This is a genomic window from Alloscardovia criceti DSM 17774, assembly GCF_000376885.1.
GTDB classification, from domain to species: domain Bacteria; phylum Actinomycetota; class Actinomycetes; order Actinomycetales; family Bifidobacteriaceae; genus Alloscardovia; species Alloscardovia criceti.
This window is the reverse complement of the sequence record NZ_AQXR01000011.1, coordinates 338,698-359,126: the sequence shown is the minus strand read 5'-3', so window position 1 is coordinate 359,126 and position 20,429 is coordinate 338,698. Positions and strand designations below refer to the sequence as shown.

Here is a 20,429-nt window from a genome sequence, read left to right as displayed (position 1 = left end):
CTTAAGAACTAAAGATAAAGCGTCGGATGGCGGACACATTCGAGAAGATGCGGATGCCCAAAACCACAATGACTGCGGTTGTTAGCTGCGAGCTCACGCCGAGCAAGGTGCCAATGTACACCAGCAAGGCCGCCGTAATCACATTCGACAAGAAGGAAATGATAAAGACACGATCCGAAAAATTACGCTCAAAGAAGGATCGTCCGGCACCCAAAAGCGCATCCAGTGCTGCCACCACCATAATTGGCAAATAAGGTTGAAGCCAGACGGGCACATCCGTTTTGACAAAGATGCCGACCACTACACCGACAATAATTCCAAGAACCGCTGCCATTATTCTGAACCCTTCCGTGCATGCGTTAACGATGCAGTACTTGCAGCAGGTAACTGCATATTGCTTCCACGCACAAAGCTTGTGGAAATTCCTAATTCTTTAAATAATTCTACAGCTTTTGATTTTGCTGTGCCTTCTAATTGACTGTAATCCCCTATGGCGCGAATCACATATGGGCTCTGGATGCCTGTAACACCGATGAGAATGGTCTCACCCGCAGCTCGGATGGAGGTCTGAGGACCCAAACGCAGTTCGTTGATACTAATGGCTTCTGCCCCGCCGGCCCATAGCAAAGACACCACATACTGGAGCTGAGCATCTGTCACGTAATTATCATCCTGACCATCCGTTACGCGTCCGGTCGTGTCATTGGAGGAGGACGAGGATGGATTCGTAATAGTAATCATCGCCCCATCGCCTTGCACGGCGCTCTGAGCCGTGGAAATGGTTGTGGCCTGAATCTTTTGAATGGTCTGCTGCTCGCCCGTCGTTTGTTTGGTCAATTCGTTCAGTTCTGAGCGCTGCTGGTTAATTTGGGCTTCTAAGTCCTGCGCCTGCTGAGAGGATGCAGAAAGCTGAGTAGCCAGCTCTAGACGCACTTTTTCACGTGATGCACCTTGGAGACTGCGTACCACCTGTGTGCCAGCAATGCCCACAATTACGCACAAAATAAAGGAAATGATTTGCGTAATAATTTTCTGTGTTTTTGTGATGGTATGGGCGGTCAGCGTGGAATCCTCAAACATCGGATCCAAGGGATGTCGCATAAGATCATCGAGAAGCTGCGACGAACTCTTGTCCGCACTGCGATGAAGAGCGCGGACATCATGATTTTGTGAATGTGGATCGTTATCGATGCGGTGTTTGCCTAGTTTTCCAGCCTCGCTCGAAAAGGCCGAACGCGTGCGTATAACCTCCTCATCCTTGCGAGGAGGAATAATACTGGGAATGGCTGAGCTATTCGGCATGATTCACCGATTCGTACACGTGAGGCTGCTCTACTGTATCTGCCTCTGCCGTATCTGTCTGTGTAAACGTGCCCTGGATATCCGCATGCTGTGCCATTTCTCTGCGTGTTTTGATAATCAGCCGGATGCCCTGGTGTACGTAAATAATGCCCGCAACCCAGTACAGAGCAATGCCCCACACGGCCAATGCCACACCGAAATCCTGCATCACCGTAAAAATCGGTCCTGAGCCTATGCCAGAGATAATTAACGTTGGAATATCCACCATAATCATGGCTGTGGCGGTTTTACCGACGAAATGAACCGGCAGCGGTCCATAGTCATATTGTGCCAAAACGAAGACGAGGACGGCCAGCATAATATCGCGTGCACCGACCACTATGATGAACCACCACGGGAGCAAATCCGCAAAGCCCAAGGCCAGAATAGAGCAGCAAATGAGCAGTCTATCTGCAATAGGGTCCAGAATCTGCCCCAGCTTGGTAATTTGGTTTAATCGACGCGCCAAGAAACCATCCAAGGCGTCGGTCAAACCCGAAACGGCCAGCATAACTAGTCCTAAAACTAATTCCCCGCGATCAATCAGAATCGCAATTACCGGAATAGTAAGAAGACGAATCAAACTCACAAAATTCGGCCATGTAACGATACGGTTGCTTGGCTTGAGTTTGAGACGTTCTTCATCCTGTGCATTAAGCTCTTCAGTCATTGTTTTCTATTGTACGCAGACACCCTACATCCGTAAGATTACATGCGTGATGCTTGAATGGCGGTAATAATAATAGCGCGTGCACCAACCTCATACAGCTGGTCCATTAAGGAATTCACTTCTGAACGTGGCACCATGGCGCGTACAGCAGCCCATTGCGAGTCGTGCAGAGGTGACACCGTTGGTGACTCAAAGCCCGGTGTGATGGCTACTGCACTGCTGACCTTGGATACCGGGATATCGTAATCCATCAACACATAGCTGTGCGCCGTCAGCACACCCTGCAATCTGCGCGTAAATTTTACCAGCTCCGGATTAGTGCCCTCCATGCGCGGTGAACGTACCACAATGGCTTCAGAACGAACAATTGGTTCACCGAAAATAGTCAACCCCGCATTGCGCAAGGTGGTGCCTGTGGAGACAACGTCTGCAATGGCGTCTGCTACGCCGAGGCGCACAGCCGATTCCACAGCGCCATCCAAGTGCACAATCTGAGCGCTTAACCCGTGAGCCGCGAGATAATCAGCCACGACCTTATCGAAGGATGTGGCAATACGCTTTCCATCCAGGTCTTCAATGCTACGAATCGGACTATCATTTGGCGCTGCGAAGCGGAAGGTGGAGTCACCGAAACCAAGACCCATCTGCTCAATGGCATCCGTATGGGAATTGAGCAGCATGTCGCGGCCGGTTATACCCAAATCGATAATGCCGCTTCCTACATACACGGCGATATCGAGTGGACGCAGATAAAAAAGCTGAATTCCGTTATTTTCATCATCTACCACCAATTGGCGGGAATTCGAACGCAGACGGTATCCGGATTCTTTCAACAATTCCCAAGCAGGTTCAGATAACATGCCCTTATTCGGCACAGCGATTTTTAACATACATCCACTCCCTCTAACATACGAGATTATCGTGCGGTATTCAGAGGCTACTTAGAGATATTTGTACAAATCCTCTAGCGTAATCCCCTTATTAATCATCATGACTTGAACATGATAAAGCAGTTGGCTCATCTCTTCAGCCGTACGGGCTGCGCCTTCATACTCTGCGGCCGTCCACGTTTCCCCGGCTTCTTCGAGAATCTTCTTACCGATGAAATGTGTGCCCTTATCCAGCTCTTCAACAGTTAACGAGCCTTCAGGACGGTTCTGAGCCTTGTCGCTTAATTCTTTGAATAAATCATCAAATGATTTCATGCGCGAAACGCTTCCTCTGCCTTTTGACGAATAGATGCAATAGCTTGTGCTGGATCCTCAGCTCCATACACGGCAGAACCGGCAACGAGTACATCTGCACCTGCAGCTGCGACGATAGCAGCAGTGTCTGGGCTGACGCCACCATCCACCTGAATCTTAGTATTCAAGCCGCGGCGAGTAATTTCGTCACGCAGACGACGCACCTTGTTCATCTGATTATCGAGGAACTTTTGACCACCGAAGCCAGGCTCTACCGTCATAATCAGAATCATGTCGAACTCTTCAAGGATGTCAAAAATTGGCTCCACTGGCTCGGCAGGACGCACCGCAAAGCAAGCCTTGGTGCCCATATCATGCAACTGACGTGCCAAACGCACAGGTGCATGAGCTGCACCCATATGGAAAGTGACGGAATCGGCGCCTGCCTTGGCAAATTCCGGAGCCCAACGGTCTGGGTCTTCAATCATCAAATGCGCATCCACAGGAATAGGGCTTACCTCACAAATACGCTTGACAATGGGCTCACCCAAGGTCAAATTTGGTACAAAGTGGTGGTCCATCACATCCACGTGGACCAAATCTGCTGTCTCAATAGCCTTGAGTTCGCTTTCAAGATTCACAAAATCAGCGGATAAAATACTTGGTGCAATTTGAATAGTCATATTTCCTCATTCTAGAGATAATGAAAGACGGAAGAGTGTGGCGCTTTCATACTCATTCGGGCGTGTATCTTTATCTGTGACTGCATTCGATTGCTTTTGGAACGTCTATCTAATCTTTACTTTACCGTGGTTGAAGTAACGAAGAGATTTCCATCCGTATAGTGAAAGTATGGGAATGCAGCCTACACACGATTATTGTGCATGCTTTGGCGCACGCTGTGAACGTGAAGTTATATCCGTATCCGTTTCTAGGGATGGGCTTTCGGCTTCAGCATCCCCAGCATCGGCAACCTCGTCAGCGCCCTCAACTATGCCTTCATTTGTGGTCTCGTCTGTGGCCTCGCGTGCTGCTTTTCTATTCTGAGCGACAATCGCCTTCGCCTGCTCATACAAGGACTTTTCATCCTCTTGCGCGGCTTTCTTTTCAGCCTTCTGCTCATTACGTTCCGTTATTGCCTGCGCGTGCTGAGTTTTTGCTTCTTCCTGCAACTGGGCGCGCAGTTCGCGTGCACTCATACTGCCAGCTGCAACCTTCTCCTCCAAACCGGTGACATGAGTCAGCTGCGCTTGGAGTTGAGCAGAATCTTGACCCATGCGCTGGATTAGCACGAAGGCTACGACAGCGAGGACGAAAATCAGCAAGGATACCCACACATTGACACGCAACCCCAAGATTTCGTGTGCGCGGTCGATGCGTAGCATTTCAATCCAGGTGCGTCCGGCGGTATACCACATCACATACAAGGCGAAGAGGCTTCCGGCTTTAAATCGACGTACGACGCGCGCACCCAACCACAATAACAGCGCTGCTCCGATGAAGTTCCAGATCATTTCATAGAGGAAGGTTGGATGGTACAGCACGCCGGTCGGGCAACTGGTGCCATCATAGCAGGCCTCGGACGAGCCGATGGCAGAGGCATTACTGTTGAGTTTCAATCCCCATGGCAAGGTGGTTGGAGAACCGTACAGCTCCTGATTAAACCAGTTGCCCAGTCGTCCAATGCCCTGTGCTATCAGTAAACCCGGTGCGCCGGCGTCCAAAAGCACGGCAATTGGGTACTTTTTATGTCTGCACCATGCCCACACGCACAGTGTGCCGAGGAAGACAGCACCCCAAATACCAAGACCACCATTCCAAATTTTAAAAATATCACCGAAGTTGCCGTCTGCCCCAAAATACAGCTCTGGCGTGGTGATGACGTGATATAAACGTGCGCCGATAATGCCCGATGGCACTGCCACGATAGTAATGTCGAGAATTTGGTCGAAAGAGCCGCCAACCTTAATCCATCGTTTGCTGGTCAGCCATACCGCCACGCAGATGCCGGCGAGGATGGCGAGGGCATAGAAGCGAATGGTTAATGGCCCTATGGAAAAGCTGGAAATGGAGGGCGAAGGAATATATGCCAAATTCATGATTATCCTCGTTTACTTGCTACATCAAGGTGATGACGCTTGATAATTGTCTGTGGAAAATGTGTATTTTCAGTAATTTTGAAGAAGTCTGTGTTTATGACAGAGGTTTATTACGGCTCGTGTTGATGTCACAGCGTATTTATGCTTCATGAGTCTCGGGCGCAAAGCCTTCCACACTAGGAAGCTCCCCTCCCTCGTCGAAGCACGAGTATTTGCCAGTATGGCATGCCGCACCTACCTGATCGACCTGAATAAGCAAGGCATCCCCATCGCAATCAATTTCTACTTTTTTCACAAATTGATAGTGACCAGAGGTGTCACCTTTACGCCAAAATTCTTGACGTGAGCGTGACCAAAAGGTGACACGTCCCTCCGTAAGTGTGCGTCTTAAGGCTTCATCATTCATGTATCCCACCATCAGCACACGCTGAGAGTCGTACTGCTGTACGACTGCTGCGACTAAGCCGTTGGCATCTCGTTTCAGTCTAGACGCAATATTTTCGCTCAATTCCTGCTCCATTAACGCACCTCGTATCCATGTCGTGCTAATTCGTTCTTCACATCCTGAATCGTCAACTTTCCAAAGTGGAAAACCGAAGCGGCGAGCACAGCATCGGCTCCCGCCTCTATAGCAGGTGGAAAATCTTCCACCTTCCCTGCCCCACCCGAAGCAATGATAGGGATATTCACAGCTGCGCGGACATCGCGAATCATCTCTAAATCAAAACCATTTTGCGTGCCATCCGCGTCCATGGAATTGAGCAAAATCTCCCCGGCACCCAATTCTGCGGCTTGACGCGCCCACGCGATGGCATCGATACCCGTGTTGTGCTTGCCCCCCATCGTCGTGACGACATAACCAGAATCGGTGCGCGGTGAACCGTCTGCATTCAAGTCGCGTTTTGCATCAATAGAGAGCACGAGTACTTGGGAACCAAAACGATCTGCTACATCGCTGATGAGTTGCGGATTATTGATGGCCGCCGTATTGACGCCCACCTTATCCGCACCACAACGCAGCAGAGTATTGACATCCTCCGCGCTGCGCACACCGCCGCCTACGGTCAGCGGGATGAAAAGTTGATCAGCCGTTCGACGCACCATATCGTAAGTCGTTTCTCGGCCTTTGCTAGATGCTGTAACGTCCAAAAAGGTCAGCTCATCTGCACCCTGAGCATAATATTCACGTGCGAGCTCCACCGGATCGCCCGCATCACGCAAATTCTGGAAATTGACACCTTTCACCACTCTGCCGGCATCCACGTCGAGACAGGGGATGACACGCACTGCAATTGACATTTTTTCTCCTTGGAAATCCTGTAATAAGCCTGCACTATGGAGTGTCTTACGAGGCGCGATGTACCAAATCTTGAGCTAATTCCTTAGCCGCAAGCTGTCCACAGGCACCATCGATATCGCTTCCACGTGTATCGCGTAAGGTGGCTGAAATTCCGGCATTATGCAAGATCTCAATAAACTGTTTCTCATCCTCCGGCTTAGACGCGGTCCACTTGGAGCCCTCAATAGGGTTCAGTGGAATCGGGTTGACATGAACCCAATCATCACCGTAGTGATTGAGCCGCTTTGCCAGCAATCGGGCGTGCTCCGCCTGATCGTTAATACCGCGCATGAGCGCGTACTCGATGCTGACACGACGCTTAGAGCTCAGGTAGTAGTCATGCGCTGCATCCAAAACCTGTGTGGTGTTAAAGCGCTTATTCATAGGCACAAGCTCGTCGCGCAGTTCGTCGTTAGGTGCGTGGAGGGATACGGCTAATCGCAAAGGAATATGTTCGTTGATGAGTTTGCGTATACCCGGCACCACGCCCACGGTCGACAATGTGATATTGCGAGCAGAAATGCCAAAGCCTTCCGGCGGTAGAGCACTAATCTGGCGGATGGCCTTCATCATCGCCTTGTAATTACCAAGAGCTTCACCCATACCCATAAACACGATATTACTTAAACGCGTTGGACCACCAGGCAAGCGGCCCTTTTCGCACTGTAACGCGGCAATACGCACCTGCTCGAGGATTTCTCCAGCGGACAGATTACGCGTCAGTCCTAAGCGTCCGGTAGCACAAAATGGGCAGTCCATGCCGCACCCCACTTGGCTGGAAATGCACAAGGTGGTGCGCTGAGGGTACTTCATCAACACGGATTCGATGCGTGAATCATCGAAGAGCTTCCATAAGGTTTTAATCGTGTCACCCTGATCTGCTTCTTGCTCGACGAGTGGGTCGATAAGCAGAGGGAAAAACTTTTCCTGAGCAATATCCGCAAATTTTGCAGGAAAGTCTGAGTAGCTGTGTACGTCTGTGTTTTTTTGTGCGAAATAATGCTGAGCAAGCTGCTTCACGCGGAAGGCCGGCATGCCTAACTCTTGGGCTAGCTCCTTGCGTTCCTCCATGCTCATATCGACAAGATGCAGTGGGGCTTTGCCGCGGCGGGCATGATTTTTAGCTAAAACATCGCGGAAAGCACCGGTAGTACCGCCTTCAGTAATGCCAGTTTCTGCTACGTTGTGGTGGTGTGCATGGGATCCGCGGCGAGCAGGGGTAGCGTCTGTGGTCTGTGAAGAATTGTGTGCTACAGAAGTGAGAGAATCATTCGAGTAGCTCTGCTGGGTTACCATACCTGTCCTTTAATGTCACGTCATTACGTCTTGATATCGAATAACCCTGTACAGGTTTTCGATGTTAGAGGCCAAAAGCCATAATAAGCATACTAATCACAGGCGCGCACATCAAAATCGAGTCCGCGCGGTCCAGTACGCCTCCATGCCCGGCGAGAATATGACCCATATCCTTGAGTCCCATATCGCGTTTGAGCATAGATGCACACAAGTCCCCGAAAAGTCCCATAAAGCCCACGCAGATGCCCAACACAATCAGTCCCACTAGATGTTTCATGAATTCCGCTGATTCGTAGGTAAAATAACCGATGGCAAGCGAACCAATCACAGTTAAAAGAATGGATCCTAACAATCCTTCCACGCTCTTCTTCGGGGAGATACGTGGAGATAGCTTATGTTTGCCAAATGCTGCACCGAATACCAGTCCGCCGATGTCGCCCAACGATGGCAAAAAGATAATCATAAATTCCGCACTCACCGGATGCTGGCGCGTCAGAGGGAAGACGATAAAACTGCCTAAAACCGTGAGATAGAAAACGGTAAATAACCCCGCGCCTACATGCGTAATGGTGCGTGGTTGACGATGAATATGCACGGGTGTGGAATCTTCAGCAGCGTTATGCGCACGCTTTTTGGCGATAGCGCGTTCCACCCGAAAATGGTTGGCGCGCTTAATGGTGGCGGATAAGGTGACGACAGCAGCTGTGGCCACACAACCCAATGCGGCTACCACGCTATGCGCGCCTGGTATGTAATAGGTGGCAAGCAGCGTAGACACCGTCATCACCCACAGTGGCACAATCGGAATGCGGATGCCGATGACAGCAAAATCCACGCGCAACTCCCATAAGGCCACGCAGACAAAAGCGATGACCAGAGCCAAGAAAATTTGCGTATCAAAAATGAGGCTGCAGACCACGAGTACGATAAGGAGAGCACTAGTGCCCAGCGCTTGAAGAAAATTTCGACCGGTACGTTTGTTTATAGTTTCCAGTGTATGCTCGATATTCTCTTCAATATCTGATGAATGTGGCATAGTGCTCTCCCCCTCAAAAAATCTGATACCTATCAGTTAGTTCCTGACACACGTCAAGACAATCAGACGGAAAGAATTTCCTTTTCCTTTGTAGCAAGCATGGTATCGATTTCGTCAGTTACCTTCTTGGTCACGTCGTCCAAGTCTTTCAGCAAGCGCTTGCCATCGTCTTCACCGTACTCGCCATCCTTGATAGCGGCGTCGATGCCTTCCTTAGTCTTGCGACGGATATTGCGCACTGCAATCTTACCGTCCTCTGCCTTGGTGCGTGCAATCTTCACGTAATCCTTGCGACGCTCCTCGGTCAGCTCTGGCATGGTGACGTGGATGACATTGCCGTCACGGCGTGGGTTTACACCCAAATCTGAGTCGCGGATAGCCTTCTCCACTGCTCCTGCCTGCGAAGCATCGAATGGTGTTACGGCCAATGTACGCGCATCTGGCACACCGATGGTGGCCAAAGACTTCAATGGTGTTGGCGCACCATAGTAATCCACCACAATAGAATTCAGAAATGCTGGATTTGCACGACCGGTGCGAATACCTGCGAAGTTCTCCTGAGTGGATTCCACGGTCTTCTTCATCTGCTCATGAGCTTGATCAACAACTGTTGCCATTTTTCTCCCCTTAAGGTTGTCAGTATTTACAGTTATAAAAACGATGTATTGTTTTAAAAACCTTTGTGCGGATGTGAGGAATTACTCTTCATTCGACACCACAGTACCCAAATCCTCGCCCAGAATTGCGGCAGTCACATTGCCCTCTTCTTCCAGACCGAAGACGCGAATCGGCATATTATTATCGCGCGCCATAGAAAGCGCAGAAGCATCCATCACCGCTAAGTTATCGACGAGTGCGCGATGGTAGCTGACTGTCTTCAGTAGTGTAGCCTCTGGATCCTTGCGTGGGTCGGCAGTGTACACACCGTCCACACCATTCTTGCCCATGAGCACCTCTTCGCAGCCAATTTCCAGCGCACGCTGAATAGACACCGTATCGGTTGAGAAGTACGGCATGCCCGCGCCGGCGCCGAAAATCACAACGCGTCCCTTTTCCATATGACGAATGGCACGCAATGGGATATATGCCTCAGCAACCTGACCCATAGCAATGGCCGTTTGCACACGCGTTGGCTGTCCCTCTTGCTCCAAGAAGTCTTGCAGTGCCAAACAGTTCATAACCGTTCCCAGCATACCCATATAATCGGCGCGGCTGCGCTCCAAGCCTGCCTGACTGAGCTGAGCACCACGGAAGAAGTTTCCGCCTCCAACGACGATTCCTACCTGGACGCCTTGCTGAACTGCAGTGTGGATTTCCTGTGCAATGCGGCGAATAACCTTGGTGTCCAGACCGATGGAGCCACCTCCGAATGCTTCTCCAGAAAGTTTCAGTAAAACGCGACGTTGTGTACTCACTATGACGTTCCTTTCGTCAGTATACAAATTGTTTTAAGTTTACCGTTTCGCCCCTACAAGGATTTTCCACGCGTTGTGCGCGGTTCTCTGGGTTGTTCTGGATCTGTGCCTCCATCATGCTCCACGCATCTTATATTTTAGTCGTTTGAAATCACGCATATGGTAGCTGTGTGCTTACCACGGCATGATATATCTTTCCCACACTCGCCCGTTTCTCGATGTCGCGTAACAAAAAAAGGTAGCTACTGATGTAGCTACCTTTAAGTAAAGCTCGAAAGCCCTGAACAGCGATTTCGTCTATAGCTTTTCGCTTATGACTTACTCAGCGTCTTCGCCCTTGCCCACTTCTACGCGAGCAAATGCGAGAGCCTGGCCGCCAACTTCCTTGAACAAGTCGCCAATGGTCTTGGAAGGATCCTTCACATAGGACTGCTCAAGAAGTACAACTTCCTTATAGAAAGCGTTCATACGACCTTCTACAATCTTTGGAACGATTGCTTCTGGCTTGCCTTCTGCAAGAGACTTTTCGGTTGCAACGCGCTTCTCAGATTCAACCACATCAGCTGGAACCTCTTCGCGGGTCAACCACTGAGGAGCCATTGCGGAAATCTGAAGAGCTACTTCGTGAGCAACCTGTGCACCTGCTTCATCCGTTGCAACCATAGCAACGATGGATGGTGGAAGCTCTACGGACTTACGGTGAGCATAAATCTCAACGTGTGGGCCGCTTACAGATGCCACCTGACCAAGCTTGACGTGCTCATGGAAGAGAGCGCCTGCTTCGTCGATAGTGTCCTTCACAGTGCCTTCGTCTGCTGCAGCAGCCAAAACTGCCTCAGCATCCTGAGCATTAGCAGCTACTACAGCTGCTACAACCTTGTCGCCAAGCTCAACGAAAGCATCGGTCTTAGCAACGAAGTCTGTTTCGGAGTTGAGCTCAACTGCATAACCAGTCTGGCCCTGTGCTGTTTCTGCTACGGAAGAAGCGATAAGACCTTCCTGAGCCTTACGACCTTCACGAGCACCTGCAGCCTTGATTCCGCTTGCACGGATGATTTCCTTTGCACGAGCGATGTCACCTTCAGCTTCAGTCAAAGCCTTCTTAACATCCATCATGCCTGCGCCTGTAGCTTCACGCACTTCCTTGATGAGAGCAGCAGTAATCTGTGCCATTTTAATCTCCTAAAAACCTGAAATATAAATCGACTACTCAGCCTGTGGAGCCTCAGCTTCAGCTTCAGCCTGTGCTTCTGCTGGAGCAGCTTCAGTCTGCGCGTCAGACTTCAAGAGTTCAGTCTCCCACTCAGCAAGTGGCTGATCTGCAGTAGCTGCAGCCTCACCCTTACCGCCACGAGCAAGCAAACCTTCAGCAACTGCGTCGGCCATCAAAGCGGTCAACAATTCAATTGCGCGGATTGCGTCGTCGTTTGCTGGGATTGGATAATCCACTAAGTCTGGATCTGTGTTGGTATCGACGAGAGCAACTACTGGAATGCCCAACTTGTGAGCTTCTTCTACAGCAAGAGCTTCCTTGTTGATATCAACAACGAACATTGCGGAAGGAGTGCGATCCATATTACGGATACCGCCAAGCTGCTTGACGAGCTTTTCCTTTTCGCGCTCGAGGAGAAGGAGTTCCTTCTTGGTCAAACCGCTAGAACGTACGTCTGCGAAGTCCATCTCTTCGAGTTCCTTCATGCGGACAACACGCTTGGACACGGTCTGGAAGTTAGTGAGCATACCACCCAACCAACGCTCAGACACGTATGGCATGTTTACGCGAGAAGCTTCGGAAGAAATTGCCTGTGCAGCCTGCTTCTTGGTGCCTACGAAGAGAATGGTGCCCTTGTGAGCTACAGTCTGCTTGATGAAGTCATATGCCTGATCGATGAGATCAAGAGACTTGAACAGGTTGATGATGTGGATGCCGTTGCGCTCCGTCAAGATGTATTGCTTCATCTTTGGGTTCCAACGACGAGTCTGATGACCAAAATGAACGCCAGCCTTGAGCATCTGGCTCATGGTAATTTCTGCCATGATATACCTTTCTGTCGGTTCTTGCCTGGCTATGCACATTCGCATACAGCAAGCCCACAGCTGTGTCTTGCCGACCGACACGAATTGTCGCACACATAGCGCGTTTTTCACATATCAATAGACAATAAAAAGTATTAAGAACAATTGCGCGATCTTGCCCTTAAAAAAGCGATATGCGGATTCCATATTAACGGAACCCGCATACATCATCAAACTTTTCAGCTACCGCAGTGGGGTGTTATTTCACCCCCCCCATGTAATACCTCAATTATGATTTTTTCTGGACATACATCGCCCTCATTATGCGACTTAATTATGCTGTGTGCGCATATAACGCAGGGCTTGGCGTCTTTCCTCTTTTTCCAAACGGTCGAGGTACACGTGACCATCCAAATGATCGCATTCGTGCTGAAGCATGCGCCCCATTAAGCCGGAGCCTTCGAGGACAATTTTTTTGCCCTCTAAATCGACGCCCTCAACCTTCGCATAGTCGCTGCGGCGTGTTTTGTACCACAATCCTGGCACAGATAAGCAACCCTCGTCACCATATTGCTCACCCGACTGCTCCACTAAGACTGGGTTGAGAATATACCCGAGTTTCCCCTCTATATTGTAGGAAAAAGCACGCAAATTCACGCCGATTTGGTTTGCAGAAAGTCCTGCCCTGCCAGGGTCATCGACCGTATCGAGCAAATCCTGGACGAGGTTTTTTACCGCAGGAGTTATTTCTTTAATCTCGTCGCAAGGTGTACGTAAAACGGGATCAGGTACTACACGAATTTCGCGCAACGCCATATATTATTTCTCCTCCTGAATCTGTGTAGCTTCATCACCTTGGGCGTCGTGATGCATCTCGGATGGAGCTGTAGCCTTTGTGCGTTCGCTCTTATTTTCATTGGCACCAACCGTGGCGATGACGTTCTCTTTCACGTTTTCAACGGCCTTATTATACATAGGCTCCAGCTTTTCACGCGCAGCCTTCACCGTTGGTTGCACCTGCTTGCTGAACTGCTCGGCGGCCAGCATGATCTTAGCAGTAGCCGCATCCGTCATAGCGGATGGCTTCGGTGTGTAAATAATTTCGTCGATAACCTGCTGATATTGCTTGATGACGCGCGGACGCACAACCTTCAAGCTCGGCGTCAAGGTGCCAGCTTCCTGGCTAAATTCCGAACCCAACACGACAAACTTTCGCACCGATTCTGCGCGCGAAACAGTGGCATTTGCACGGTCGATATATTCCTGAATAAAGGCACGCACTGCTTCATTTTCTGCCGCTTCCAAAGGTGTCATAGTGCCGTCCAAGCCATGACCTTCCAACCATTGCTTGAGCATGTCTGGTTCCAGCGTAATCAAAGCAGAAATAAATGGCTTATTATCACCAACGACGAGGGCGTGAGACACAATTGGGCAGGTCGAAATAATGTCTTCCAAAGGTGCTGGAGACACGTTCTTTCCGCCTGCAGTAATAATCAAATCCTTCTTACGACCCGTAATATACACATATCCGTCATCGTCGATGGCGCCCAAATCGCCGGTCTTAAACCAGCCGTCATCCATAACTTCGGCAGTTTGCTCCGGATTGTTCAGATACCCCATGAAGACGCTTGGTCCCTTGATTTCCAGCTCATCATCTTCCGTCAAACGCACGGAGAAACCTGGAGCCATACGTCCCACGGATCCCACACGGTTCATCGTTTCAAAGTTCACCACGCATGGTGCAGCCGTTTCCGTCAAGCCATAGCCTTGGATAAAGGTTAAATCATCGATACCGTTAAAGAAATGAGCAAGGTCATCGTTCATTGGAGCGCCACCACATGCCATGAAGCGCATGCCGTACCCCATAGCCGAATGAATGGATGAGCCCACCACAGCCATAAAGAACTTGTGCCACAGGCGCTGTGTGAAGCTATGGCGCTTCCCCTCTTGCTCATCGCGACTCCACTGAGCAAAATGCTTAAAGGCCGAGGCAAAAATGCGCCCCTTCAAACCGTTTCCAGCCTTTTGAGAGGCTGCGTTATACACCTTCTCGTACACACGTGGCACAGCCAGCATGTAGCTTGGCTTGAATCCACGCAAATCAGTCAAAAGTCGCTTTGTATCAGACAAGTATCCAACAATGCCGTGAGCACCGATAGCGCAGTACTGAATATACCGTGCGAAGGCGTGAGCCAAAGGCAGGAAGAGCAGCAAACGGGTAGGATTTGCGTTCAACATTTCCGGCAGGACCAACCAACCGTTCTTCACCGTATGCATGAAGTTTCGATGAGAAAGTACGGCTCCCTTTGGTTTACCTGTCGAACCAGAGGTGAAGATAATCGTCAATGGATCATCAGCATGTACCTTTTCAATAGCAGTTTCCAGCTTGGCATCCGAAATATCCTTGCCCCACTCTTCCACGGCTTGCAAACCGTTAGATTGAATATTAAAGCTGTAGTGCACCGAATTATCATCCGCAGCGCGCAATTCTTCCAAAACGCGTGCACGCTCTTCTCCACCGGCAAAAGCCACCTCTGGAGATGTTTCGGACACGATTTGCGCCACCTGTTTTGGTGAATCCGTGTCATACACCGGCACCGATAATGCGCCAATTGCGGCGCAAGCAAAATCCACAACGCCCCATTCATACGCGGTTGGCGCATAAATAAGAACGGTATCTCCCTTTTCAATGCCAAGAGCCAGCAAGCCCTTAGCAACTTTGCGCACACTCGTCAGCATTTGAACGGCTGTAATATCTGTCCATTCACGACGAGGACCACGCAGTGCTTGAGCGACCACACTGTCCGGTTCACTCGAAGCTCTGTCCTTTAAGAGCGAATAAATCGTATCCGCATCAGTCGTGGTGTACATTGGCTCGGTTGTAAATTCGCGTAACATACATTCAAGTATAAGTGCACCTCTAACAACAAAATTCTTTAGATATAGTCGGGAAATATCCGGCACATCCATCGGACTTTTTATAGAAATTCACCAATTTTCAGCTGAAATTACCAGAAATCACAGCTGGTGCACTGCCATTTCCGTCCGTTAAAACGAAAATTCACATTGGCCCAACAGGCCTTTCCCGCCAGCATGAGACCGACACTCGCGTGGAAATGCGTCGGCGACACAACGAAGCCATTCATGACGCGCAAAATAACTGGATAATTTTTGCACAGGCTATCTGCCCACGGCACACCTCTGTGAGCAGACTCGTTCTGGATTAAATGCGCCAGATTTTCCAGCTTACTGATCACCTGCGGCGTTGCCAGCGTCTTCAGCAGAGACGTGCCGAGTCTTCCGCGCACGATATCGATGGCTAGGCATGCCACATTGCACGAGTTGTATGACAGTTTGACGCACATACTGCGCTCAATATCACCGCTAACACATTGGCTAATATGGAATTTTATAGTTTCTTTTTTCGTGCCGATGCGATAGTAAATGTCGAAGGCAAGCTCGTGCGCTGCGTCCGCAGTTTGTTTGACTATCGCATTGCGCGTGTTGTTCTCTATATTTTTTGTCAAGATAGTGCTCTTTCACTATCTTCCCTCACCAATAATGGAGTAGATGGGAGCTACTCATTGCATACAAAAAAGCCTGCAACATTTTTAGTATATCGCAGGCTTTATGCAGGACTCCCCACTTAATCGAAAAATATTAAATTTTCCTGTTTGACGCGTGGATGAGTCGATTGACGTTTCTTTAGAGATGATCGTATTGTGTGGCTACCACTGGACAGCTTTGGAAACGGCGCAAATCCGTGTATCCCGTGGAGGACATCGCGCGTCTCAGCGCGCCGATGTAGTTCATAGATCCATCTGCACGGGTGCTTGGTCCCATCAAGATTTCTTCCATCGTGCCGACTGTTTCCAGCTCTACGCGGCGTCCGCGTGGCAGTGAATGGTGGGTAGCCTCACGGCCCCAGTGCATACCTTGACCAGGAGCCTCAGTAGCACGCGCTAGGGCGCTTCCCATCATGACCGCATCTGCACCCATAGCAAAGGCCTTCACAAAATTACCGGAGGTACCCAAACCACCATCGGCGATAACCTGCACATAGCGTCCATCGGATTCTTCCATGTAATCCTTGCGCGCTGCAGCAATATCGGCGATAGCCGTAGCCATAGGCACATGCATACCCAAAATGGATCGAGAGGAGGACACCGCAGAACCGCCGGCTCCCACGAGTACGCCGGCTGCACCCGTACGCATCAGGTGCATGGCGGCGCGGTACGTGCCCACGCCACCCACAACCACAGGCACATCCAGTTCATAAATGAACTTCTTCAGGTTCAAAGGCTCATGAGACTGGGAAATATGCTCCGCAGACACAGCTGTACCACGGATAACGAAGAGATCTACTCCAGCCTCGATAACGGTGGAATAGAACTGCTGCGTACGCTGAGGGGTCAACGCACCTGCCACCGTTACACCGGCATCACGGATTTGCTGGATGCGCGCTGTAATTAATTCTGGCTTAATGGGTTCTGCATAAGCTTCCTGCAAAACTCGCGTAGATTCCGCTTCGCTAGCTCGTGCAATTTTTTCAAAGATTGTACTTGGGTCCTCGTAGCGCGTCCACAAGCCTTCCAAGTCGAGGACACCAAGGCCACCCAACTTACCGAGTGTAATTACCGTTTCTGGGCTCATCGATGCGTCCATAGGCGCTCCCATAACCGGAATATCAAACTGATAAGCATCCACTTGCCATGCCGTGCTCACATCCTGATGATCCCGCGTACGACGAGTAGGCACAATAGCCACATCATCGAGTGCATAGCACATGCGTCCAGATTTACCGATTCCGATTTCAATTTCCTGAGTCATAATCTCTAGATTAGACTGCGCATGTGACGTTACCCCACACCGGTTTCTGCTAGAGGTGTTGCGCTAAAATGTGGAGTCAATACACAATGCAATACGTTTGCCTAAGGGGAACCATGCGAGCACAGTTGAAGAAAAATATCCGCACTATTGTTTTGCTCTTTCTTATTTTCTGTGTGTCTCTCGCCTCGTCTTGCGCATCTCGCACCGCGACGAGCACTTCCCAAAATTCATCGCTGACGGGCACCGTGGATATTATTACGCCCACAGGTAGTACGATTCTCAATTCAAACGCGCCGCTGAACACATGGACAAATGTCACCAGCGCGATGATTAACTCCTTGAAAACTCAGGGCTTCAGCGATGTACAGCTTAGCGAATATCACAATTCTGACATCACAAAACAAACCGAGCAAGTGTCCACTATCACCTCCACTTATGCTTCTGAAAATGATAAAAATCCGCATACGCTCTTCATTGCACCCGCACAAGGCGTAGAAACTCAAGAAGCATTGGCCATCCAGTCACGTTACGGTGACACGGTCCAATTGCCAGAGCTTTCTTCAGAAGAAACCGTCTCCGGCAGTCTCACCACGGAGGAGCTTAACCGTGGCATTGCCTTGATTAGCAATCTGAAAAATGCGCTTGAGCAAGCACAGGCACAGGGCATTAAAGTCGTGCTCATGAGTCAGAAAATTCCTGATTTTACGGAGGATTATTTTGTGACCTTTGCTACCCCGCAATCGATCGCTCGCATTCAAGCCAATAATCTCGTCAGAAAACTACAGCTTGACCAGGCCACGACCCAAGATCCCCAGGCTATTGAAATGTTCCTTTCCACGAACGCAGGTGCTGAATTTAATAAAGAAGCGTTCTCTGCGGCATGGGCAATACTCAAGCCATATTTCGTCACCGGTGTAGCATACAGCCCCTCCGGCCTGATGGATGCTCAAACAACGGATGATGACTGGAGAAATATTACAGTTGCAGACGATTCGCAGACGGGCATAACTTCAGCTTTGGAATCACGCTTAACGCGCAACACGGATTATTTTGCTCAGCTTGATGGCGTTTTAGCTTTTAACGATTATATGGCACAGTCCATCGTCTCTGCCTTGGATTCCTTTGGATTTACAGGCTCTAGTGCCAGTGTAAACCCGAATATTACCTTAGAGAGCATTGTGAATACGCTTTCGGGTAATGCCGATGTGCAGAAACAGAAGGTTCCTCATCCACAGGGAGCGTCAGACACGACTTCCTCGCAGGATTCCACAACCGAGGATGAGAGTGAGACGGGGACACGCAACTTTGCAGAAACTGACCCAGTAGAGCTCACATGGCCTGTGATTACCAGCTATGGTGCGTATATCAACGCCATTCCTTCTATCGTCAACGGCAAGATTTGGGTTTCTGCCATGGAAGATAGAGATGAGGTCAGCACGTCTATTGCACAGCTCAGTGTGGCCCTGAGCAATTCAAATACATCCGATCTAGCCAGTTCTGTGCAGTTCCTCAGCGGTACTACTATTACTTCTCCGCTATTTGCTGTCAATGCGGATAATCTGAAGAAAACCCTGATTGACACGAAGTACATCACTCCAGCAGAGGCAGGATTGTAATCGGCCGCACTTCGGTGAGTAGTCGTGGGTTAAGATAGCGCTTCTTGTCAATTTTTACGCCCCAGTGAAGGCAGGCATCCTGACAGTGGTCGCTTCCCCCATCAGAAATCTGAGCAATGCTTTGCCCGCGTTGGACCTTTGTACCCACAGAGAGCGTCGTAATGGCTGGCTCAAAGGTGCTTCTCCAGCCATGCGCATGTTCTATAACCACAACATCTTTATGTGCGACACGTCCCGAAAATACGATAGTGCCTCCTTGTGGGGCGAAAATGAGCATACCTGAGTCAGCGTCCACATCTACGCCCCTATGCCCAGGAAGCCACACTTGAGCAGGTGCATCGAAGTCCTGAAGCAACTCTGCCGGCCGCACTGGCCACTGCATGATGCCTCTGCACTCCGGTTCGGTATTGTTACCGTAACTGCGCGGACTGGTTACCACACACCCCGAGATACTGAGGAGCACTGCGCACAGGGCTATCACAGAGCGTCGGAACGGAAGCTGTGGAATGGCGACCCGAAAAGGAGGTTGCGTTACATGTGTCATACCCATAATTGTCGCTAACAGTGCTTTGTAAGAAAAAACTTGTACGGCATTGTGAACGGATGTGGATAACACGCGGACGGTAATACTGTGACAGACTATCAGAGCTCTTCATGCCGTAAGAACCCGAACTCCCCCACATACGAAAAAAGCCGAGGCAAACCTCGGCTAGATGCTCCCCGTGCTGGACTTGAACCAGCGACATTCTGATTAACAGTCAGACGCTCTGCCAACTGAGCTAACGGGGAATGTCAGCTTTTCTTAGCTGTGTGCTGTGCACAAGACATATATACTAACGGGCTTTCAGTGCTTTCGCAAATCTGGTATGTTTGTGGCGTGTTGCCTTGAAATTATGCGGATTTTCGGTGAAAGCACGAGGAGTCTTCTGCTAGGTCATTCGGAAATAATCGTCAAAATATCATCCACATCCGCCCTGGAAGGCACAAAAGTATTGATATCATCAGCGCTGGCGTATCCTAAAGCAATGCCTACCACAACTTTGCGGTTGAGTGGAATATGGGCCAAGGCACGAATCTCATCCGGGAAAATCACCGTAGAATAAGCCACGATGGAGTCCACACCACGGTCATACGCGGCCAGCATCAAGGTATTGGCAAATGCTCCCGCGTCAAAGAGAGCCCAGTCGAAGATCTTGTCGGGCACAGTAAGAAAGGCAAAAACAGGTGCGTTAAAGAGATTTTTCTGTGCCCGCGAGAAGTGGACTTGCCCCGGAGCAAACTGCTTTTTGAACTCCACGGTCCATTGCGCCATGACTTCTTGATTCCATTGAGGCCAACGATTGCGGTCCATAGGAGCGATATCACTGTGGCTTTGCTTATGCTCCTCCACACTGGTCAGATGGATGTGTCTGAGCTCCTGTGCAGCCTTTCCGGTGAGAATATGCACATGCACAGGCTGAGAATTCCCCCAGCTGGGCGAAGCCTGTGCTGTGCGCACAATCTCCTTCAAAAGCTCTGTATCTACGGGCTTATCACTAAAATCGCGCACGGAATGGCGAGAATGTACTACTTCATCGAACTGCATTG

At 50.0% G+C, this 20,429-nt stretch carries 21 protein-coding genes, 1 tRNA gene and 1 pseudogene; 1 reads left to right on the top strand and 22 read right to left on the bottom strand.

Annotated elements, in window-relative coordinates:
- Position 1: 1 nt before the first annotated feature.
- From D570_RS0106890 to D570_RS0106800, 19 genes and pseudogenes are all read right to left on the bottom strand, one after another.
- Positions 2-334, bottom strand: coding sequence for a small basic family protein (locus tag D570_RS0106890; RefSeq protein WP_018143658.1), 333 nt, complete (start codon positions 332-334; stop codon positions 2-4).
- Entirely contained in the window at positions 334-1,302 is a 969-nt protein-coding gene (locus D570_RS08725; RefSeq protein ID WP_018143657.1) for a DUF881 domain-containing protein, read from the bottom strand. Before D570_RS08725 ends, D570_RS0106890 begins: the two co-directional genes overlap by 1 nt.
- Positions 1,292-2,011, bottom strand: coding sequence for a CDP-alcohol phosphatidyltransferase family protein (locus D570_RS0106880; RefSeq protein WP_018143656.1), 720 nt, complete (start codon positions 2,009-2,011; stop codon positions 1,292-1,294). The genes D570_RS08725 and D570_RS0106880 overlap by 11 nt, the downstream gene beginning before the upstream one ends.
- 38 nt (positions 2,012-2,049) lie before the next feature.
- The gene (gene hisG, locus D570_RS0106875) at positions 2,050-2,901 is read right to left on the bottom strand and encodes an ATP phosphoribosyltransferase (RefSeq protein ID WP_018143655.1); all 852 of its coding nucleotides are present in this window, start codon (positions 2,899-2,901) and stop codon (positions 2,050-2,052) included.
- 51 nt (positions 2,902-2,952) lie between these two features.
- Positions 2,953-3,216 (bottom strand): phosphoribosyl-ATP diphosphatase, encoded by a 264-nt coding sequence (locus D570_RS0106870; protein WP_018143654.1) that lies wholly within the window; start codon positions 3,214-3,216, stop codon positions 2,953-2,955.
- Positions 3,213-3,878: a ribulose-phosphate 3-epimerase gene (rpe, locus tag D570_RS0106865; RefSeq protein WP_018143653.1), complete on the bottom strand. Its 666-nt coding sequence runs from the start codon at positions 3,876-3,878 to the stop codon at positions 3,213-3,215. The genes D570_RS0106870 and rpe overlap by 4 nt, the downstream gene beginning before the upstream one ends.
- 587 nt (positions 3,879-4,465) lie before the next feature.
- Positions 4,466-5,294 (bottom strand): annotated as a pseudogene (gene lgt, locus D570_RS08720) (prolipoprotein diacylglyceryl transferase); the annotation flags it as partial.
- Between the two features lie 139 nt (positions 5,295-5,433).
- Positions 5,434-5,814, bottom strand: coding sequence for a phosphoribosyl-AMP cyclohydrolase (gene hisI / locus D570_RS0106855; RefSeq protein ID WP_018143651.1), 381 nt, complete (start codon positions 5,812-5,814; stop codon positions 5,434-5,436).
- Complete coding sequence (gene hisF / locus D570_RS0106850) at positions 5,814-6,593, bottom strand: imidazole glycerol phosphate synthase subunit HisF (RefSeq protein ID WP_018143650.1); 780 nt, start codon at positions 6,591-6,593, stop codon at positions 5,814-5,816. Before hisF ends, hisI begins: the two co-directional genes overlap by 1 nt.
- A 46-nt stretch (positions 6,594-6,639) precedes the next feature.
- Complete coding sequence (gene rlmN, locus D570_RS0106845; protein ID WP_018143649.1) at positions 6,640-7,929, bottom strand: 23S rRNA (adenine(2503)-C(2))-methyltransferase RlmN; 1,290 nt, start codon at positions 7,927-7,929, stop codon at positions 6,640-6,642.
- 64 nt (positions 7,930-7,993) lie between these two features.
- Positions 7,994-8,965, bottom strand: a complete 972-nt coding sequence (locus D570_RS0106840) for a phosphatidate cytidylyltransferase (protein ID WP_018143648.1) — start codon at positions 8,963-8,965, stop codon at positions 7,994-7,996.
- Positions 8,966-9,027: 62 nt separating this feature from the next.
- Positions 9,028-9,582 carry a ribosome recycling factor gene (gene frr / locus D570_RS0106835; protein ID WP_018143647.1) on the bottom strand — a complete coding sequence of 185 codons (555 nt, stop codon included), beginning with the start codon at positions 9,580-9,582 and terminating at the stop codon, positions 9,028-9,030.
- Between the two features lie 81 nt (positions 9,583-9,663).
- The gene (gene pyrH, locus D570_RS0106830; protein WP_018143646.1) at positions 9,664-10,380 is read right to left on the bottom strand and encodes a UMP kinase; all 717 of its coding nucleotides are present in this window, start codon (positions 10,378-10,380) and stop codon (positions 9,664-9,666) included.
- Between the two features lie 318 nt (positions 10,381-10,698).
- A complete protein-coding gene (tsf, locus tag D570_RS0106825; protein WP_018143645.1) occupies positions 10,699-11,553 on the bottom strand; it encodes a translation elongation factor Ts in 855 nt (284 codons plus the stop codon).
- 33 nt (positions 11,554-11,586) lie between these two features.
- The gene (rpsB, locus tag D570_RS0106820; protein WP_018143644.1) at positions 11,587-12,417 is read right to left on the bottom strand and encodes a 30S ribosomal protein S2; all 831 of its coding nucleotides are present in this window, start codon (positions 12,415-12,417) and stop codon (positions 11,587-11,589) included.
- A gap of 309 nt (positions 12,418-12,726) precedes the next feature.
- Positions 12,727-13,212, bottom strand: a complete 486-nt coding sequence (gene def, locus D570_RS0106815) for a peptide deformylase (RefSeq protein WP_018143643.1) — start codon at positions 13,210-13,212, stop codon at positions 12,727-12,729.
- A gap of 3 nt (positions 13,213-13,215) precedes the next feature.
- On the bottom strand, positions 13,216-15,294 hold the full coding sequence (locus D570_RS0106810; RefSeq protein ID WP_018143642.1) for an AMP-dependent synthetase/ligase: 2,079 nt from the start codon (positions 15,292-15,294) through the stop codon (positions 13,216-13,218).
- A gap of 110 nt (positions 15,295-15,404) precedes the next feature.
- Entirely contained in the window at positions 15,405-15,923 is a 519-nt protein-coding gene (locus tag D570_RS0106805) for a hypothetical protein (RefSeq protein WP_018143641.1), read from the bottom strand.
- Between the two features lie 178 nt (positions 15,924-16,101).
- Positions 16,102-17,226, bottom strand: coding sequence for a GuaB3 family IMP dehydrogenase-related protein (locus tag D570_RS0106800; RefSeq protein WP_018143640.1), 1,125 nt, complete (start codon positions 17,224-17,226; stop codon positions 16,102-16,104).
- A 113-nt stretch (positions 17,227-17,339) separates the two neighbouring features.
- Here D570_RS0106800 and D570_RS0106795 point away from each other — a divergent pair, with 113 nt between their 5' ends.
- Positions 17,340-18,842 carry a substrate-binding domain-containing protein gene (locus D570_RS0106795; protein WP_018143639.1) on the top strand — a complete coding sequence of 501 codons (1,503 nt, stop codon included), beginning with the start codon at positions 17,340-17,342 and terminating at the stop codon, positions 18,840-18,842.
- Here the strand turns inward: D570_RS0106795 and D570_RS09355 are convergent.
- The 3 genes from D570_RS09355 to D570_RS0106775 form a co-directional block, all read right to left on the bottom strand.
- Entirely contained in the window at positions 18,817-19,224 is a 408-nt protein-coding gene (locus D570_RS09355; protein WP_018143638.1) for a M23 family metallopeptidase, read from the bottom strand. The genes D570_RS0106795 and D570_RS09355 overlap by 26 nt on opposite strands.
- A gap of 334 nt (positions 19,225-19,558) precedes the next feature.
- Positions 19,559-19,631, bottom strand: a tRNA-Asn gene (locus D570_RS0106780).
- 145 nt (positions 19,632-19,776) lie between these two features.
- Entirely contained in the window at positions 19,777-20,427 is a 651-nt protein-coding gene (locus D570_RS0106775; protein ID WP_018143637.1) for a nitroreductase, read from the bottom strand.
- Positions 20,428-20,429 lie beyond the last annotated feature (2 nt).

What these genes read in the sequence shown, in the direction of transcription:
- D570_RS08725 (WP_018143657.1), bottom strand. Translation starts at nt 1,302, where the DNA reads ATGCCGAATAGCTCAGCCATTCCCAGTATTATTCCTCCTCGCAAGGAT.
- frr (WP_018143647.1), bottom strand. Translation starts at nt 9,582, where the DNA reads ATGGCAACAGTTGTTGATCAAGCTCATGAGCAGATGAAGAAGACCGTG.
- D570_RS0106800 (WP_018143640.1), bottom strand. Translation starts at nt 17,226, where the DNA reads ATGACTCAGGAAATTGAAATCGGAATCGGTAAATCTGGACGCATGTGC.
- D570_RS0106870 (WP_018143654.1), bottom strand. Translation starts at nt 3,216, where the DNA reads ATGAAATCATTTGATGATTTATTCAAAGAATTAAGCGACAAGGCTCAG.
- rlmN (WP_018143649.1), bottom strand. Translation starts at nt 7,929, where the DNA reads ATGGTAACCCAGCAGAGCTACTCGAATGATTCTCTCACTTCTGTAGCA.
- rpe (WP_018143653.1), bottom strand. Translation starts at nt 3,878, where the DNA reads ATGACTATTCAAATTGCACCAAGTATTTTATCCGCTGATTTTGTGAAT.
- D570_RS0106810 (WP_018143642.1), bottom strand. Translation starts at nt 15,294, where the DNA reads ATGTTACGCGAATTTACAACCGAGCCAATGTACACCACGACTGATGCG.
- hisF (WP_018143650.1), bottom strand. Translation starts at nt 6,593, where the DNA reads ATGTCAATTGCAGTGCGTGTCATCCCCTGTCTCGACGTGGATGCCGGC.
- D570_RS0106880 (WP_018143656.1), bottom strand. Translation starts at nt 2,011, where the DNA reads ATGACTGAAGAGCTTAATGCACAGGATGAAGAACGTCTCAAACTCAAG.
- D570_RS0106890 (WP_018143658.1), bottom strand. Translation starts at nt 334, where the DNA reads ATGGCAGCGGTTCTTGGAATTATTGTCGGTGTAGTGGTCGGCATCTTT.
- D570_RS0106840 (WP_018143648.1), bottom strand. Translation starts at nt 8,965, where the DNA reads ATGCCACATTCATCAGATATTGAAGAGAATATCGAGCATACACTGGAA.
- def (WP_018143643.1), bottom strand. Translation starts at nt 13,212, where the DNA reads ATGGCGTTGCGCGAAATTCGTGTAGTACCTGATCCCGTTTTACGTACA.
- rpsB (WP_018143644.1), bottom strand. Translation starts at nt 12,417, where the DNA reads ATGGCAGAAATTACCATGAGCCAGATGCTCAAGGCTGGCGTTCATTTT.
- tsf (WP_018143645.1), bottom strand. Translation starts at nt 11,553, where the DNA reads ATGGCACAGATTACTGCTGCTCTCATCAAGGAAGTGCGTGAAGCTACA.
- hisG (WP_018143655.1), bottom strand. Translation starts at nt 2,901, where the DNA reads ATGTTAAAAATCGCTGTGCCGAATAAGGGCATGTTATCTGAACCTGCT.
- hisI (WP_018143651.1), bottom strand. Translation starts at nt 5,814, where the DNA reads ATGGAGCAGGAATTGAGCGAAAATATTGCGTCTAGACTGAAACGAGAT.
- D570_RS0106775 (WP_018143637.1), bottom strand. Translation starts at nt 20,427, where the DNA reads ATGCAGTTCGATGAAGTAGTACATTCTCGCCATTCCGTGCGCGATTTT.
- D570_RS0106795 (WP_018143639.1), top strand. Translation starts at nt 17,340, where the DNA reads ATGCGAGCACAGTTGAAGAAAAATATCCGCACTATTGTTTTGCTCTTT.
- D570_RS09355 (WP_018143638.1), bottom strand. Translation starts at nt 19,224, where the DNA reads ATGCAGTGGCCAGTGCGGCCGGCAGAGTTGCTTCAGGACTTCGATGCA.